The sequence below is a fragment of the Streptomyces sp. NPDC025721 genome (assembly GCF_055558595.1).
In genome coordinates this window covers 126,362-142,153 of the sequence record NZ_JBVHMF010000018.1, presented here as the reverse complement: position 1 = coordinate 142,153, position 15,792 = coordinate 126,362, and the positions used below count along the sequence as shown (strand labels likewise).

11 protein-coding genes and 1 riboswitch are annotated in these 15,792 nt (G+C 72.8%); of the genes, 2 read left to right on the top strand and 9 right to left on the bottom strand.

The annotated features are described in order from the left end of the window. Window positions 1–63: 63 nt before the first annotated feature. The 5 genes from ACZ4EF_RS24230 to ACZ4EF_RS24210 form a co-directional block, all read right to left on the bottom strand. On the bottom strand, window positions 64–1,590 hold the full coding sequence (locus ACZ4EF_RS24230; protein WP_467346749.1) for a VWA domain-containing protein: 1,527 nt from the start codon (window positions 1,588–1,590) through the stop codon (window positions 64–66). A gap of 168 nt (window positions 1,591–1,758) precedes the next feature. After that, on the bottom strand, window positions 1,759–2,871 hold the full coding sequence (locus tag ACZ4EF_RS24225; protein WP_467506376.1) for a C40 family peptidase: 1,113 nt from the start codon (window positions 2,869–2,871) through the stop codon (window positions 1,759–1,761). Window positions 2,872–2,878: 7 nt separating this feature from the next. Then, window positions 2,879–3,010, bottom strand: coding sequence for a hypothetical protein (locus ACZ4EF_RS24220; RefSeq protein WP_355336827.1), 132 nt, complete (start codon window positions 3,008–3,010; stop codon window positions 2,879–2,881). A 296-nt stretch (window positions 3,011–3,306) separates the two neighbouring features. Then, on the bottom strand, window positions 3,307–4,383 hold the full coding sequence (locus tag ACZ4EF_RS24215; protein WP_467506375.1) for a C40 family peptidase: 1,077 nt from the start codon (window positions 4,381–4,383) through the stop codon (window positions 3,307–3,309). 8 nt (window positions 4,384–4,391) lie between these two features. Further along, a riboswitch (cyclic di-AMP (ydaO/yuaA leader) is annotated at window positions 4,392–4,545 on the bottom strand. A gap of 166 nt (window positions 4,546–4,711) precedes the next feature. Next, the gene (locus ACZ4EF_RS24210) at window positions 4,712–5,842 is read right to left on the bottom strand and encodes a C40 family peptidase (RefSeq protein WP_355336829.1); all 1,131 of its coding nucleotides are present in this window, start codon (window positions 5,840–5,842) and stop codon (window positions 4,712–4,714) included. Window positions 5,843–6,171: 329 nt separating this feature from the next. On the opposite strand from ACZ4EF_RS24210, the gene pcrA reads away from it, so the two are divergent. After that, a complete protein-coding gene (pcrA, locus tag ACZ4EF_RS24205) occupies window positions 6,172–8,640 on the top strand; it encodes a DNA helicase PcrA (protein WP_391123490.1) in 2,469 nt (822 codons plus the stop codon). A 325-nt stretch (window positions 8,641–8,965) separates the two neighbouring features. Here pcrA and ACZ4EF_RS24200 read toward each other — a convergent pair whose 3' ends face one another. After that, the gene (locus ACZ4EF_RS24200; protein WP_467506374.1) at window positions 8,966–10,522 is read right to left on the bottom strand and encodes a M23 family metallopeptidase; all 1,557 of its coding nucleotides are present in this window, start codon (window positions 10,520–10,522) and stop codon (window positions 8,966–8,968) included. Between the two features lie 139 nt (window positions 10,523–10,661). Continuing rightward, window positions 10,662–11,603, bottom strand: coding sequence for an alpha/beta hydrolase (locus tag ACZ4EF_RS24195; RefSeq protein WP_401855637.1), 942 nt, complete (start codon window positions 11,601–11,603; stop codon window positions 10,662–10,664). Between the two features lie 369 nt (window positions 11,604–11,972). Here ACZ4EF_RS24195 and ACZ4EF_RS24190 point away from each other — a divergent pair, with 369 nt between their 5' ends. Further along, window positions 11,973–12,386 carry a cobalamin B12-binding domain-containing protein gene (locus ACZ4EF_RS24190; protein WP_355336833.1) on the top strand — a complete coding sequence of 138 codons (414 nt, stop codon included), beginning with the start codon at window positions 11,973–11,975 and terminating at the stop codon, window positions 12,384–12,386. Window positions 12,387–12,490: 104 nt separating this feature from the next. Here ACZ4EF_RS24190 and ACZ4EF_RS24185 read toward each other — a convergent pair whose 3' ends face one another. Next, complete coding sequence (locus ACZ4EF_RS24185) at window positions 12,491–14,092, bottom strand: DUF5691 domain-containing protein (RefSeq protein ID WP_391050470.1); 1,602 nt, start codon at window positions 14,090–14,092, stop codon at window positions 12,491–12,493. Between the two features lie 265 nt (window positions 14,093–14,357). Continuing rightward, window positions 14,358–15,722, bottom strand: coding sequence for an SWIM zinc finger family protein (locus tag ACZ4EF_RS24180; RefSeq protein WP_467506373.1), 1,365 nt, complete (start codon window positions 15,720–15,722; stop codon window positions 14,358–14,360). Window positions 15,723–15,792 lie beyond the last annotated feature (70 nt).

Sequence of the window (15,792 nt, the reverse complement as noted above, 5' to 3'; positions counted from 1 at the left end):
CCGGCGGAGGCGCACGGCCGCGGGCGCGCGCTCAGCGCAGGATGCCCGCGGCCGTCGCCGTGCTCAGCGCAGAATGCCCGCGGCCGTCGCGGCCTTCAGCCAGGTCGGGAACTCGGTGAGCAGGCGGTCGTACAGCTCGGCGTCGGAGAGGCTGGCGATGTCGTCGACGGCGAAGAAGCCGACGTTGTCCACGCGGCGGCCGGTCATGGTGTCGAAGCGCTCCAGGACGCCGTAGTTGGACTGGCCGAGTCCGACGAACTGCCAGAACAGCGGCTCCTCGACGGCCCCGCGCAGCTCGCGCTCGATCTCCGCGTTGCGGTAGACACCGCCGTCGGAGAAGAAGAGCACGAGGGTCGGGGCGGCGGACGGCTCGCCGCGCACGTAGTCCCGTACCTGCGCGATGACCTTCTGCTCCTCGTTGCCGAAGCCGACCAGCTTCATGTCCACCTGGCCGTTCGGAGACGGCTTGCGGCGCTTGAAGATGCCGATCGCGCCGACCCGGACGTGCAGTTCCAGCCACTGCGGCAGCGAGCCGAGGTCGAGGTCGGGCAGCCGCGCCGGGTTGCTGGCGAAGGTCCACGCCTGCATGACGCCGTCCGGTACGAGCGCGGCGGCCACGGCCGCCATCCGCTCCACCACGTCGTGCACCACGCGCCGCGAGTACAGGTGGGACATCGACCCCGACGCGTCCAGCACGATGATCACCCGCGCCCGGACGTTGTCGGCGCCGTGCTTGCGCAGGCTCACCGCGACCTGCTCCTTGCGCAGCGACAGCCGCTTGCGCATGTCGACCGGCAGGTGCTCCTCGCCCTTGACGAGCGAGGGCGCGCCGGAGCCGGGGGCAGGCGCCGACGCGTATCCGGACGCGGGCTGCGCGCCGTACGCAGAGCCGTACGGGGAAGCGGGCTGGGCGGGCGCAGAGCCGTACGGGGAAGCGGGCTGGGCGGGCGCAGAGCCGTACGGCGAGGGCGCCGCGTACGGGGACGCGGGCGGCGGGGGCGCGGCGGGCATCGGCGGCGCGGCGGCGGGCGCCGTCACGGGAACGGGCGCCGCTTCCTCCTCCTCCGCGTCCACGCTGATGCCGAAATCGGTGGCGAGCCCCGCGAGGCCCGAGGCGTACCCCTGGCCGATCGCGCGGAATTTCCAGCCGTCGCCGCGCCGGTACAGCTCACCCGCGACGAGCGCCGTCTCGGATGTCGCGGTGACCGGGAAGTACGCCAGTTCGGCGCCGGACGCCGCGTCCAGCAGCCGCAGCCCGAGGCCGGTCATCGCGCCGAAGGTGCCGCCGTCGGCGGACGCGCACAGCATGATCCGCTCGATCCCCGGCTCGACGCGCGCCAGGTCCACCTCGATGGTGTCGGTGACCACGGCCGCCTGCCGCTTCCCCGCGTGCCGTACGGCCCCCGACGCGTGTCCTGGCTGGTTGTAGAAGACGAAGTCGGCGTCGTCCCGCACCTTCCCGCCGCCCGCCAGCAGCAGCGCCGACGCGTCGGCGTCGGGCCCGCCGCCCGCTCCCCAGGCCAGTTCGGCCCGTACGGCGGGCACGGCGACCGGCACATTCGCACCCTTGCTCAGCGGCGTAGACGTCATGGGGCAAGTCTGCCCGGAGTCGGGCGGTTCGTCAGGAGAAGAGCTTGTCCGGATTTCGTATCAACATCTGACGTACGGACCGGTGGGCGGGGCGGACGGGCCGACGGCCGGGCTCAGCGGGCGGGGCGGACGGGCCGACGGCCGGGCTCAGCGGGCGGGCGGCCTCGGTCAGGTGGGGCGGGTGGCTCCCGCGAAGGGCATCTCGGAGATCGGGGCGATACGGACCGGGGCGCCCGGGTGCGGGGCGTGGATCATCTGGCCGTTGCCGATGTAGAGGCCCACGTGGCTGATGCCGGAGTAGAAGAAGACCAGGTCACCGGGTTGGAGCTGGGACTCGGAGACCCGGGTGCCCGCGTTGATCTGGGTGTACGTGGTGCGCGGGAGCGAGACCCCCGCGGCCCTCCAGGCGGCCTGGGTGAGGCCGGAACAGTCGTACGAGTTGGGCCCGGTGGAGCCCCAGACGTACGGCAGGCCGAGCGCGCGGTAGGCGAAGGCGACGGCCTGGGCGGCGCGCGAGGACGGCGCGGCGACGGGCGTCGTGTCGCCGGGCAGCGGCGTACGGGCGCTGGCGCGGCTCGCGGCGGCCGGTCCCGACGACGGGGTGTCGGCGGCCTCGACGGCCGCGCGCTGGGCGGCCGTCAGCCGGTCGAGCAGCGCCCGCGCCGCCCGCAGCTTGCCCTGCACGGTCGCTTTGCGCGCGGCCAGCTTGGACTGCGCCTCCTTGAGCGCGTCGAGTTTCGCGTCGGCCGCGTCATGGGTACGGGTGACGTCCCGCTGCTCCTCGGTGAGCTGCGCGAGCGCGGTCGCCGTCCGCGAGTCGAGGCGGTTGAGCATCCCGGCCCGGTCCAGATACGTGTCGGGCGAGGAGCTGAGCGCGAGCTGCACGCTGGGGTCGAGCGAGCCGGTGCGGTACTGCGCCGCCGCGAGGGCGCCGATCGTGTCGCGGGTGGCGTTCAGCCGCGCGGTCTTGCGGGCCAGTTCGTTCTGCAGATCGGCGACCGCGGCGCGGGCCTGATCGGCCTGCTCCTTCGCGCCGTTGTACTGCTCGGTGGCGGCCTCTGCCTGCCGGTAGAGCATGTCGACCTGGTCCTTCACCTCGCTGAGCGAGGCCGGTGCCTGCGGCCGCGGGTCCGCGAGGGCGGATTCGCCGAGCAGGCTCACGGAGGCGGCGGACGCGAGCGCCACGGTGAGGGCGGCGCGGGTCGCGGTGAGCGCCGACGTGCGGGCGGACGTACGCGCCGCCGAGGTTCTGCGGTGTGAGGCGGGACTGTGGGAGGCCATGCGGCCGTCATTCCTTCCAGTGCTCCGACGGGCCCGCGCGGAGGCCCGGCGACGCCTGCACGGGGGAGCAGAGCGCCGCCGGACCTTCGGCGGGGGTGACCGCGCCGCCACGGTCCTGACGGCTGTGGGGATCGGTCACCTGGGGAGCGACGCTAAACCTGACCGGGGGTGCGCCAGGGGAAGGAGACCGGGACTGCTCCGATTCGACCGGCCCGTGACCGTAAACGACCGCCGTTCGACGGGTGACCCGGTCATATGCGCGCGCCTGCTGACCAAAGTGCCCGGTCGGGAGGTCCGACCGGGCACGGGGTGCTATGCGGGGCTGTGAGCCCGGCGGTCCTGAGGCTCCGCGGACGCGGGTTCAGGCTGCACGGGTTCAGGCGATACGGGCTCAGACTGCACGGGCTCAGGCGGTGCGGGCCCTGGTGATACGGCTCAGGCGATGCGGCGGGCCGCAGCGAAGGGCATCCAGCTCATCGGGGCGACCTCGACGACCGCGCCGCTGTGCGGGGCGTGCACGATCTGGCCGTTGCCGATGTACATGCCGACGTGGCTGATGCCGGAGTAGAAGAACACCAGGTCGCCGGGGCGCAGGTCGGACTGCGAGACCGCCGTGCCGTCCTTGACCTGGTCCCACGTGGTGCGGCCGATGGAGATACCGGCGGCGCGGTAGGCGGCCTGGGTGAGCCCGGAGCAGTCGTACGCGTCGGGGCCGGTGCGGCCGGAGCCGTACGGCTTGCCGCGCTGCGACATCGCGAACTGGATGGCGGCGGCGGCGCGGCCGGACGCCGGGCCGTTGTAGGTGTAACTGACGTTGCTCGCCGTGGAGTTCGAGGAGTTCGAGGAGCCCGCGGTGTTGGTCGGGGCGGTGGGCCGCATCGCGGCGAGCTTGGCGCGCTCCTGCGCGTTGAGGCTGTTGAGCAGCTTCTGCGCGGCGGCCAGCTTCGTCTGGACGTTCTTCTTCGCCGCCGCGAGCTTGTTCTGCGCGCTGGTCAGCTCGTTGAGGCTCTTGGTGGCCTGCGCGCGCTGGATGGACGCCTGCTCCTGCTGGACCTTGAACGTCTCCAGCGCCTGTTCCTGCGTGGTGGAGATGCGGTCCATCATGTGCGACTGGTCGAAGAACTTCTGGGGGTCGTCCGTCAGCAGCAACTGCGTCGTCTGGTCGAGGCCGCCGTCGCGGTACTGCGCGGTGGCGTACTGCCCGAGCACCCGCCGCGTCTCGTTCATCTTCGCGGTCTTCTGCGCGACCTGCTCCAGGAGCTGATTGGCCTTGGCCCGCTGGTTGTCGGTCTTCTCCTTGGCGGCGTCGAAGTGCTGCGTCGCTACCTCGGCGTCCTGGTTGAGCTGGTCGATCTGCGCCTTGACCTCGGTGATCGAGGGCTTCGCGGGCGCCGCACTGGCGCTCTCGCTGAGCAGGGTGACCGACGCGAGGGCCGCTGTGGTGATCCCGACGGCGGCCCGTGGACCGGCCGTGGACAGTATGCGATTGCGCGGCTTGCGGTGCGACGCCAAGGGAGGCGACTCCTTCCGAATACCGCCGACCGGGTTAGCTGACGGGTTCGGGCTGAAGGTCGCCCTACGGTCCCGACGCCTGCTGCGGCGTCCGTTCCGATTCACCCCACGTGCTGTTGGGTCCCCGGCTCCGGCCTGGGCCGGATTGAGCGGAGGTGATTCGCTGTCGGCTCTTCAGCCGACGGGGAAGCTCACCACCTAGCGGGCTACCGTAGTCAACTTGTGCGAGCCTTGGGAAGTTTGGATTGCAATGTGACCGAAATCGCTTTGTGATCTTACCGTTTGTGAGCGCGACGGCGTCCGGACAAGTCGGACTATGCCGGGTGGACTATGCGGGACGGACCGCCCCGTAGAACGGCATTTCGGTAATCGGGGCGATCTTGACCACGGTGCCGGTGTGCGGCGCGTGGATCATCTGGCCGCCGCCGATGTAGAGGCCGACGTGGCTGATGTCGCTGTAGAAGAAGATCAGGTCGCCCGGCCGGAGATCCGACTCCGACACCCGCGTGCCGACGTTCACCTGATCCCAGGTCGTGCGCGGCAGATCGACCCCGGCCGCCTTCCACGCCGCCTGGGTGAGCCCCGAGCAGTCGTACGACGTCGGCCCGGTCGCGCCCCACACGTACGGCTTGCCGAGCTGCTTGCGCGCGAAGGCGATGGCGTCGTCGGCCTTCGAGGAACCCGTGCTCGGCACGGTCGGCGTCGAGGAGTCCTTCGCGGCCTTCGCCGCCTTCGCCGCGGCCTCGGCCGCCGCCTTCTCCTTGGCCGCGATGGCGGCGGCCTTGACGCGCGCCTCTTCCTCCTGCTTGGCCCGCAGCGCCGCGAGCCGCGCCTTCTCCTGCGCGTTGAGGCTGTTGAGCAGCTTCTGCGCCTCGCCCAGCTTGGCCTGCACATCCCGCTTGGCGGTGCGCAGTTCGCCCTGCTGGGTGGTGAGCGTCGCCAGGCTCTTGGCCGCCTCGATGCGCTGCTGCGTGGCCGCGGCCTGCTGCACCCGGTACGACTCGACGGCCTTCTGCTGCCGCTTGCCGAGCACGTCCGACAGGTGCACCTGGTCGAGCATCGACTGCGGGTCGGTGGCCAGCAGGTAGCGGCCGGTCGAGTCGTCGCCCCCGGTGCGGTACTGCGCGGCGGCGTACTGCCCGAGGACCCGGCGCGAGTCGTTCAGCGCCTGCGTCTTCTTCGCCGCCTGCTCCAGGAGCCGGTTGACCTTCGCGTTCTGCGCGTCGGTCGACTCCTTGATGCCGTTGTACTTCTCCGTGGCGACCTCGGCCTGGTGCGTCAGCCCGTCGACCTTCGCCTTCACCTCGGCGATGCTCGGCTGCTTCGGCTTGGCCGGCTCGGCGCTGGCGCTCTCCGCGAAGAGGGTCACGGTGGCCAGCGCGGCCGTCGTGATCCCCACGGCCGCACGCGGGCCGGGGGTGCTGAGGATCGCGGCGCGAGCCTTACGGTGTGTCGCCATGGCGCGCGGACTCCTTTCGGACGCCCATCCGGACGCTGCTGGAGCGAGACCGTAGCCAACGCTCCGGGCTGCTGGGAAGAGCGGTGTCCGATAGGCCCGATACCTTTTCGTAATCATTTCCCATTGTCACGGTGCGTGGTAACGGGACTACGGGGTAAAGGTACGTGGTTGCCCCGGAGGCGGCCGTTGGGCGGGGGGCCGGGGTTCCGGGCGAAGGGGTCGTGGGGGGGTCGCCGGGGGCCGTCGTACGGGGGTCGTGGGGTGTCGGCCGGGGGCTGTGCGGGGAAGGGCCGTGGGCTGTCGGTGCCGGGCTCTAGACTCGGGGAGCGATGAGCAGCCTCTTTGACGACAACTTCCTGAACGGTCTGCATGTGGCCCCCGAGCCCGCCGACCCCACCGCTCCGCCGCCCCCGGAGGACGGGGGCCCCGGCGGCGAGCACGTACCGGACGACCTGTTCGGCGGCCGGTTCGACGGACCGCCGCCGCAGGCCACCGGGCGGGACGCGTATTACCGTGACGGCGCCCCGCGGCCCGCCACCGACCCCGCGCAGCTCCTGGAAGGGCTCAACGAGCAGCAGCGCGCCGCCGTCGAGCACGCGGGCGGCCCGCTGCTCATCGTCGCGGGCGCGGGCTCCGGCAAGACCCGGGTGCTCACCCACCGGATCGCCTATCTGCTCGGCGCCCGGCACGTGCACCCCGGCTCCATCCTCGCCATCACCTTCACCAACAAGGCCGCGGGCGAGATGAAGGAGCGCGTCGAGGAGCTGGTCGGCCCGCGCGCCAATGTGATGTGGGTCTCCACCTTCCACAGCGCGTGCGTGCGCATCCTGCGCCGCGAGTCCAAGTCGCTCGGTTTCACCTCGTCGTTCTCGATCTACGACGCCGCCGACTCCAAGCGGCTGATGGCGCTGGTCTGCCGGGACCTCGACCTGGACCCCAAGCAGTACCCGCCGAAGTCGTTCAGCGCGAAGATCTCGAATCTGAAGAACGAGCTGATCGACGAGGAGACCTTCGCGGCCACCGCGGAGAACCCCTTCGAGAAGAAGCTCGCCGAGGCGTACGCGATGTACCAGTCGCGGCTGCGGGACGCCAACGCGCTGGACTTCGACGACATCATCATGACCACCGTCAATCTGCTCCAGGCGTTCCCCGACGTCGCCGAGCACTACCGGCGGCGCTTCCGGCACGTCCTGGTCGACGAGTACCAGGACACCAACATCGCCCAGTACACGCTGGTCCGCGAGCTGGTCGGCACCGACCAGGACGAGGACGCGGCCGAGCTGTGCGTGGTCGGTGACGCCGACCAGTCGATCTACGCCTTCCGCGGCGCGACGATCCGCAACATCCTCCAGTTCGAGGAGGACTACCCGCAGGCCCGCACGATCCTGCTGGAGCAGAACTACCGCTCCACGCAGACGATCCTCACGGCCGCCAACGCCGTCATCGAGCGCAACGCGGGGCGGCGGGCGAAGAACCTGTGGACCGAGTCCGGCGACGGCCCGGTCATCGTCGGCTACGTCGCCGACCAGGAGCACGAGGAAGCGCAGTTCATCGCCGAGGAGATCGACCGGCTCACGGACGCGGGCGACGCCCGCCCCAGCGACGTCGCCGTCTTCTACCGCACCAACGCGCAGTCCCGTGTCTTCGAGGAAGTCTTCATCCGCGTCGGCCTGCCCTACAAGGTCGTCGGCGGCGTCCGCTTCTACGAGCGGCGCGAGGTCCGCGACGTCCTGGCGTATCTGCGGGTGCTGTCCAACCCCGAGGACACCGTGCCGCTGCGCCGCATCCTCAACGTGCCCAAGCGCGGCATCGGCGACCGCGCCGAGGCGATGATCGACGCGCTGGCCGCGCGCGAGCGGATCACCTTCCCGCAGGCGCTGCGGCGGGTGGACGAGGCGTACGGGATGGCGGCCCGCTCGGCGAACGCCGTCAAGCGCTTCAACACCCTCCTGGAGGAGCTGCGCACCATCGTGGAGTCCGGTGCGGGCCCCGCGGTCGTCCTGGAGGCCGTGCTGGAACGCACGGGCTATCTGGCCGAGTTGCAGGCGTCCACCGACCCGCAGGACGAGACCCGCGTGGAGAACCTCCAGGAACTGGCCGCCGTGGCCCTGGAGTTCGAGCAGGAGCGGGACGCGGACGAGCCGGGCACCCTCGCCGACTTCCTGGAACGGGTCGCGCTGGTCGCCGACTCCGACCAGATCCCCGACGAGGACGACTCCGGCGGCGTCATCACCCTCATGACCCTGCACACCGCCAAGGGCCTGGAATTCCCCGTGGTGTTCCTCACCGGCATGGAGGACGGCGTCTTCCCGCACATGCGGGCGCTCGGCCAGGTCAAGGAGCTGGAGGAGGAGCGGCGGCTCGCCTACGTCGGCATCACCCGCGCCCGCGAACGGCTCTACCTGACCCGCTCGACGATGCGCAGCGCCTGGGGCCAGCCCTCCTACAACCCGCCGTCGCGCTTCCTGGAGGAGATTCCGCCGACGCTGATCGAATGGAAGCGGCTCGGCTCCGCAGGGGGGTCCTCGGGGCCCATGACCAAGTCCGCCTCCGCGGCCTCCTCCGTCACCGCCCGCGGCCGGTCCGGCGCCGCCGGCGGCTTCGCCACCCGCCGCTCCTCCGGTGACCGCCCCGTCATCTCCCTCAAGGTCGGCGACCGCGTCACCCACGACCAGTTCGGCCTCGGCACCGTCATCTCCGTCACCGGCCAGCCGGGCGACGAAAAGGCCACCATCGATTTCGGCGACGAACGCCCCAAACAGCTTCTTCTCCGCTACGCCCCCGTAGAAAAGCTCTAGCCCCTCCCGCGCGGGGCCTGGTCTTTAGGGGCGCGGGGGGTTCACCTTGCGCGGGGCCTGGTTTTTAGGGGCGCGGGGAACTGCGCGACAAGCCCCCACCGGCGGGTGGTCCGGGGACAACCGGACTGCCCCGCCGGGGCGGGTGGTGACCTGCGGGAGCGCTGCGGCCGGCCGCGCAGTTCCTCCCCCCACCTCCGGCCGGGGGGCCCAGCGCCCCACACGGGGCACAGCCCACCCGCAGGGTGAACGCACAGGGGCCGCGCCCCTGACGGGGCGCACCGTCATGCGCAGGGTGGACGTCGCGAGTGGGCCCGCCCGCAGGGCGTCAGCGGGGGTCGAGCCCGTGGGCCAGAAGCCAGGGCAGCGGATCGATCGGAGATCCCCCGTGGGGCCGCACCTCGAGGTGCAGGTGCGGACCGGTGGTGTTGCCGGTGTTGCCGGAGTAGGCGATGACGGTGCCCGCCTTGACCGACCCGCTGCGAATCTTCGTACTGCTGAGGTGGCAGTACCACGTCTCCGTGCCGTCGGCCGCCGTGACGATCGCCATGTTGCCGTAGGAGCTGTTCCACTGCGTGCGGACGGTGCCGTCCGTGACCGCCATGACCGGCGTCCCCACCGACACGGGGAAGTCGATGCCGGTGTGCAGCGCCATCCAGTTGACGCCGGCCTGGCCGAAGTACGCGCTGAGGCCCTTCTCCGTCACCGGCAGCAGGAACTTCGGCCGCAGCGCCTCCTTGCGGGCCGCCGCGTCCGCCTTGGCCTTCTTCGCCGCCGCCTCGCGGTCCTTGAGGTCGATCCGCTCCTGCGTCCGGCTCGCGCGGTCCGCGAAGTCGTTCGCGTCGGCGCTCACCCCGGCGAGCTGCCGGTCGAACTGCGTCGTCGGCGCGTTCGCGTCCGTCGCCGCGCTCCCGCCGTCGGCCTGCGTCTTCGAGGATTCGGCGACGCCGACCCCGGAGACCGCCGCCGCGCCCACGGCCGCCACGCCCATCACCGCGACGGAGGGGACCGCCACGGTCAGCAGCGCCGACCGCCGGGCGGGCTTTCGTCGTCGGCTGCGCGCCACCGGCTCGCCGTCCGCCGGGAACGCGTCCGCGTAGGCGTGCTCCACGGCGGGCTCGTCGTCGCGGGCCGCCTCGGCCGTCGCCGTCGCCGTCACGGGCTCGACCGCGTCGACCGCCTCGAACTCGGCCGTCATCGCGGCGGGTTCCGCCACCGGCTCCTCGACCCGCGGGTGCGGCTGCGGCTCCTCGTGGACCGGCGCCATCTGCTCGTACACACCGGTGTCGCCGCTGGCGTCGTAGCCGTACCCGTAGCCGTACGTCGGATACGCGCCCGAGTCCCAGTCCTGCTGCGGCTGTTGGGCCGGAGCCTGCGGCTCCTGATACGGCTGCTGGTAGAACGCCGTGCTGTCGTACGTCCCCGTGTCGTAGTACGTCCCCGCGGCCTGCGTCGCGTACGGGTCGTACGCCGCGTAGCCGCCGGTGTCATACGTCCCGGTCTCGTACGTCCCGGTCCCGGCCGCGTACATGCCGGTGTCGTAGACGCCCGTGTCGTACGTGCCCGTGTCGTACGAGGTGTACGTGCCGGTGTCGTACGCGTCGGCGGGCTGGGACTGCGCCGGTACGTGGGGCTGCTGGACCTGGGTCTGGGCCTGCGGCTGCCCCTGGTCGTAGCCGTAACCGGTGTCGTAGCCGTACCCGTGTGTGTACTGCGGGGGCTGCGGGGCATACGCGTAACTACCGGTCGCGTCGGGCGCGTGGCCGTACAGCGGATCGGCGTCAGCGAAGGTGGTGCCGACGGTCTGGTAGGCGCCCGTGGAATAAGCGTCGTACCCGTAGGCGTCGTAGTCGGGGACGTACCCCGACGCAGGACGTTCGTTCACCGCCAGCTTCTCTTTCGCCTAGGCAGCAGGAGAATTAGCGGTGACTGTAGCTCCCCGTACGGGGAGCCGACAATCTTCTGCGGTGACCTGGCGTCCGCCTTGCCCGGTGTTCGGTTGATATTCGACCGTTACGTGTCCGTTATGCGGCGTCGATCGCGCCCCTCCAGAGCTCCTTCCCGCTCAGCGCTTGCCGTATCTCGGCGGCCACACCCCGGTGCACGGGCAGTGCCAGGTGGCCGATCCCGCTCACCCGGATGTTCTCCGCCGAAAGATCCGGGTGTTCGAGGCGCGCCGCGGCCACCGGGACCATCAACTGGTCGAGGTCGCTCCAGAACGACACAAAGCGCGTCCCGCACCCCCGCGCGGGCTGCGACAGCTCCTCCAGCAGCGCCGACCCCGGCCGCATCTGCCGCACGATCGGCAGCGGCGTCAGCAGCGGCACGACCCTGGTCCCGGTGTGCGGCGTCCCCAGCGTGACCAGCGTCCGCACCCGCGCGTCACCGCCCAGCCGCTGCACGTAGTACCGCGCGATCAGCCCGCCCAGGCTGTGTCCCACCAGGTCGACCCGGCTGTGCCCGGACTCCGCGCAGATCCGCTCGACGTGCCGCCCCAGCAGCTCGGCCGCTCCGCGTATGTCACAGGTCAACGGTGAGTAGTTCAGCGCGTCGACCCGTGTCCAGCCGTGGTGCAGCAGGGAGCGGCGCAGCAGGGTGAAGACCGACCGGTTGTCCACGAAGCCGTGCAGCATCACCACGGGCGGGTGGGCCCTGCCCTCGGTCGGCAGCCGCAGCGCCCCGCCGGGCGCCCGGCCTATCGCGGGTGTCTTCGGTGAGGGGGCGGCCGTCCGCGCGGGGAGTATCCCCGTGGGGTAGAGCAGCAGGTGGCCCGCCAGGATCGCCAGGTCGAACGCGGTGGCCTTGACCAGCGCCGCGCCGTGCAGCAGCCGGGCCAGCGGGGCCGTCGCCGCCCCGGCGGACGGACGGTCCGCCTGCGGGTCCTCCGCGGCCCGCGCAGGGCCGGTGGCGGCCGGGGTGCCGGCCGGTGTCGTGGCGTCCGGCGAATCGGCTGGTCCGACGGTCATGGCCCACCTCCCGTCACGGCACGCTCCGTGCGGCCCGGTGGCCCGGCGTGCCCTGTCGAGGGCCGGAGCGGAGGCCGTGTCCCCGTGCTCTGCGGCTGCGAGCGCGGGAACACGGCATCCTGGCAGCGGCTCCTCCACAGCGGGCCGGACCGGTGAGCGACGGCTCCGGCGTGTCCCACACCGTGACGAGCCGTTTCCCGGGGTCCCACCCGTGGTGAATGTGTCCCACTGTGTGATTTCCCCCTCCCTGGGTCCCGCGAAACTGTCGGGCGGCGGAGCGGGGCGATAACGTTCGTTCACACTGTGGGACGCTCTCCGCGACCGCAGCCCCGAATTCCCGGCCCGCGAGCCGTACGCATGGAGGCAGTGATGGGAGTGTCCGGTCCGATCCGCGTGGTGGTGGCCAAGCCGGGTCTCGACGGCCACGATCGCGGGGCCAAGGTCATCGCCCGCGCCCTGCGGGACGCCGGTATGGAGGTCATCTACACCGGCCTGCACCAGACGCCCGAGCAGGTCGTCGACACCGCCATCCAGGAGGACGCCGACGCGATCGGCCTGTCGATCCTGTCCGGCGCCCATATGACGCTCTTCGCGAAGGTCCTCGAACTGCTCAAGGAGCGCGACGCCCTGGACATCAAGGTCTTCGGCGGCGGCATCATCCCCGAGGCCGACATCGCGCCCCTCAAGGAACTCGGCGTCGCCGCGATCTTCACCCCCGGCACCCCGACCACGGCCGCCGTGGACTGGGTGCGCGCCAACGTCCACCAGGCCACCGGCGCCTGACCGCCGCCGCCCCGTCCGCCCGAGCCCGCCGGGCCCTCCGAGCCGCGCCAGGCCCCGGAGCGCCCGGGCCGCGGTGCGCACCGCCCGCCGTACCGTCCGCATGATCACTCACCCCCGTCCCCCGGCGCCCCGGGGGCGGTGGCCTCGCCGCGCAGCTCGGCCAGCATCACCGCGCGCAGCCGCAGCGTGCCCGTCAGCCGCTGGAACGCCTCCGACCAGTACGCGCCCGCGCCCGGCGAACCGTCCGGCGGCTCCTCAGCCGCCGCGCTGAGCACCCCGACCTGGTCGGCCGCCGCCGGATCGAGACAGCGCTCCGCCAGACCCATCACGCCGCTGAAGCTCCACGGGTAACTGCCCGCGTCCCGCGCGATGTCCAGGGCGTCCACCACGGCCCGGCCCAGCGGCTCCGACCACGGCACCGCGCACACGCCCAGCATCTGGAACGCCTCGGACAGCCCGTGCGTGGCGATGAACTCCGCCACCCACGTGGCCCGTTCGTCCTCCGGCAGGATCGACAGCAGCTTCGCCGGGTCGCCGACCGCCGCCACCGGCGAGGACGGCGCCGGGGGAGGGCCGAGCAGGGCCCGCGCCCAGCCCGTGTCGTGCTGCCGTACCGCCGCCCGGCACCAGGCGGCGTGCAGATCGGCCTGCCAGTCGTCCAGGACCGGGAGCGCGATGATCTGTTCCGGGTCGCGGTCGCCGAACCGCGCGCCCCAGGTCGCCAGCGGCGCCGCGTCCACCAACTGGCCCAGCCACCAGGCCCTTTCACCACGCCCGCTCGGCGGCTTGGGCGCCACCCCGTCCCGTTCCATCCCCGCGTCGCACTCGTACGGCGCCTCCACCGTGATGCCGTCGGGGCCCAGCGACACACAGCTCCTGGCCCGGTCCGCCATCCGCCCGGCCAGCGCCGACTCGGGCAGCGCGGCCAGCAACTCGGCCGCCGTCGAGCGGACATTGCGACTGCGGTCGGTCAACGCCTGTTCCAGGAAGGGCTCGTCGGCCCCCGACAGGCCCACCCGCAGCGAGTCCAGGAACATCAGCCGGTCCTCGGCCCGCTCGCCGCTCCAGGTGGACACCAGCAGCGCCAGCGCGCGGGCCGGGTCGGCCAGCCTGATCCGGGTGAGCAGCGCGACCCGCTCCGCGAACAGGCCCTCCTCCCACAGCCGTTCGGCCGCGTCCGGGTCCTCGGGCGCCGCCGCCAGGCCCCGGTGGCCCGAGCGCAGCACGAACTTCCAGTCCGGATTCAGCCCGGCCAGCCACAGCCCGCGCGGTCCCGCCAGCGCCACCGCGTCCGTCCGCAGGTCCGTCCGCGCCCTGGCGGCGTCCAGCAGTGCGGGCAGCAGCGCGGGCGGCGCCCCGTACCCGAGGAGGTTGGCCTCCGCGAGCCACTGCGGCAGCAGCTCGGCCAGATTCGGCGCCGACCCCCGCCGGTTGCCGGAACCGCCGCCGGTGCGGTCCGTCAGCAGCCGGTCCAGCCGCTGCCGGGCGGCCTCGGGCAGCGGCCGTCGTGTGTCGGGCGGCGCCAATCCCGGCCGCTCCCGAGCCACCCCAGGCCGTACACCGGCACGCCGCCGCACCACCCCGGCCGCCGCCGCGTCCAGCAGCCCCGCCGCCGCCTCGTCCGCGTCGCCCGCCACGATCGCGGGCCGCCGCCGCTCGGTGCCCAGCAGCGCGCTGCCGACCAGATCGTCCCAACCGATGCTCATCACATTCCCCCTTCGCACTCCACGACGTCGCCTCGCGGATCTCCTCCGCGTCGTCCGCTTCCCCTGCGCTGATCCCGCTGCTGCCTACTGCCTGATGCCGCTGCTCCGGCCGGGTCCGGCCCGCCGGGTTCCCGTGCGCGGCTGCCCCCTCCGCAGTCGCGCACCGTTCCCCGGGCGGGCCGCCCCGCGCCCCCGTACCCGTCCCCCCGTAAACCGTGCGTTCCACGCCGGGCCCTGCTCCGGGCTCCCCGCGCTTCCGGCGCGGTTAGAGCGGCACCGTCTCCCCGCCGTCCGGCCAGACCGCCAGCGCGCGCAGGCCCGTCGGACCCAACTCACCGAAGACGGTGACCGGGTGGCCGCCGGAGACCGAGGCGAGGCGCCACAGGCCGGTGGTGGCCGGGGTGAGCGGGACGGCGTCCTGCCCTTCCCTGTGCGCCAGTTGCCAGCGGTTCGGCCCCGGTATGGGGACGACTCCCGACAGGACGACGGGCCACGCGTCGAGCCAGGGGTCGTCCGCGAGCGCGCTGCCGTAGGACGCGAGCGCCGCGTCGATCCCGGTCCCGACCGGTGCGCCGCCCGTACCGCCGCCGGAGGGGGCGCCGCCCGCGCCGACCGTGCCGTGCCGGGTGCCGAGCGCGGCCCGCAACGGCAGCGCCGCCGGGTGGTAGGCCAGCTCCGCGTCGAGCACCGCGCCCACCGGCAGGGCCAGTTCGGGCGCGCGGCCGACCGCCCCGAAGGACAGGAGCAGCGCGAAACGGCCGGGCTCCCGGTCGTACAGCCAGATCCGCCGAGTCGTCAGGCGCTCGTCCGCGCTGTCGTACTGCGCGAGGACCTGCCAGTGGCCGCGGACGGTCGGCCCGGCCAGCAACTCCGCCGTGTCGACGGTGAATCCGACCCGCGACCTGACCGTGTCGGCCAGCGGCCCCGGCAGCCCCTGGCGGCCGAGGAAACCGCGCGCCAGCAGATGCAGCAGCGCCGTCTCCTCCAGCATCCGCGACGGCCAGTCGCCGCCCGCCGCGACCACCGTCCCCAACTCCCGCACCCGCGTGGCCAGTCCCGGCGCCTGCGCGTCGACCATGCGGGCCGCGATCTCGTCCCACTGCTGATAGCCCGCGCGGTCCGCGCCCGCGAGCCCGCCGCGCAGCAGGTCGGTGAGCCGCTGTTCCAGCTCGGCGGCCCCGCCCTCGACGCGGACCGCGCGCCGCTCGGCCCGCCGCCGCGCCGCCGTCGGGTCCGCGGGGCCCGACTCCGCCCGGACCGCGGCCGTCTCGGCCACCGTCTCGGCCTTCTTCCGCCGGGCGTCGATCCACTGCTCGGCCCACTCCGGCACGTCCCCCGCGCCGACCGGCCCCGCCCCGCCCTCGGACCACAGCAGCAGCAGTCCGAGCGCGTGCTTGCACGGGAATTTCCGGCTCGGGCAACTGCACCGGTACGCGGGCCCGTTCACATCCACGACCGTCTGGTACGGCTTGCTGCCGCTGCCCGCGCACAGCCCCCACACCGCGCCGCCGGCCGTCCCCGCACCGGACCACGGCGCGGGTGTGGCGAGCCGCGCGCCCGCCTTGCGTGATGCGGCGTCAGGCGCGAGCGCCAGGACCTGATCCGCTGTCCACCGTGCTTCCGTCTCCATGTCCTCGAAGGTAGAACCCCCCACTGACAATCGCTCTGACCTGCGCGGATCGCGCGCTGTGACCGATTGT

Bases quoted from the DNA above. Each gene is read 5' to 3' on its own strand.
- pcrA (WP_391123490.1), top strand. From the start codon at position 6,172: ATGAGCAGCCTCTTTGACGACAACTTCCTGAACGGTCTGCATGTGGCC.
- ACZ4EF_RS24180 (WP_467506373.1), bottom strand. From the start codon at position 15,722: ATGGAGACGGAAGCACGGTGGACAGCGGATCAGGTCCTGGCGCTCGCG.
- ACZ4EF_RS24230 (WP_467346749.1), bottom strand. From the start codon at position 1,590: ATGACGTCTACGCCGCTGAGCAAGGGTGCGAATGTGCCGGTCGCCGTG.
- ACZ4EF_RS24210 (WP_355336829.1), bottom strand. From the start codon at position 5,842: ATGGCGACACACCGTAAGGCTCGCGCCGCGATCCTCAGCACCCCCGGC.
- ACZ4EF_RS24185 (WP_391050470.1), bottom strand. From the start codon at position 14,092: ATGAGCATCGGTTGGGACGATCTGGTCGGCAGCGCGCTGCTGGGCACC.
- ACZ4EF_RS24195 (WP_401855637.1), bottom strand. From the start codon at position 11,603: ATGACCGTCGGACCAGCCGATTCGCCGGACGCCACGACACCGGCCGGC.
- ACZ4EF_RS24225 (WP_467506376.1), bottom strand. From the start codon at position 2,871: ATGGCCTCCCACAGTCCCGCCTCACACCGCAGAACCTCGGCGGCGCGT.
- ACZ4EF_RS24190 (WP_355336833.1), top strand. From the start codon at position 11,973: ATGGGAGTGTCCGGTCCGATCCGCGTGGTGGTGGCCAAGCCGGGTCTC.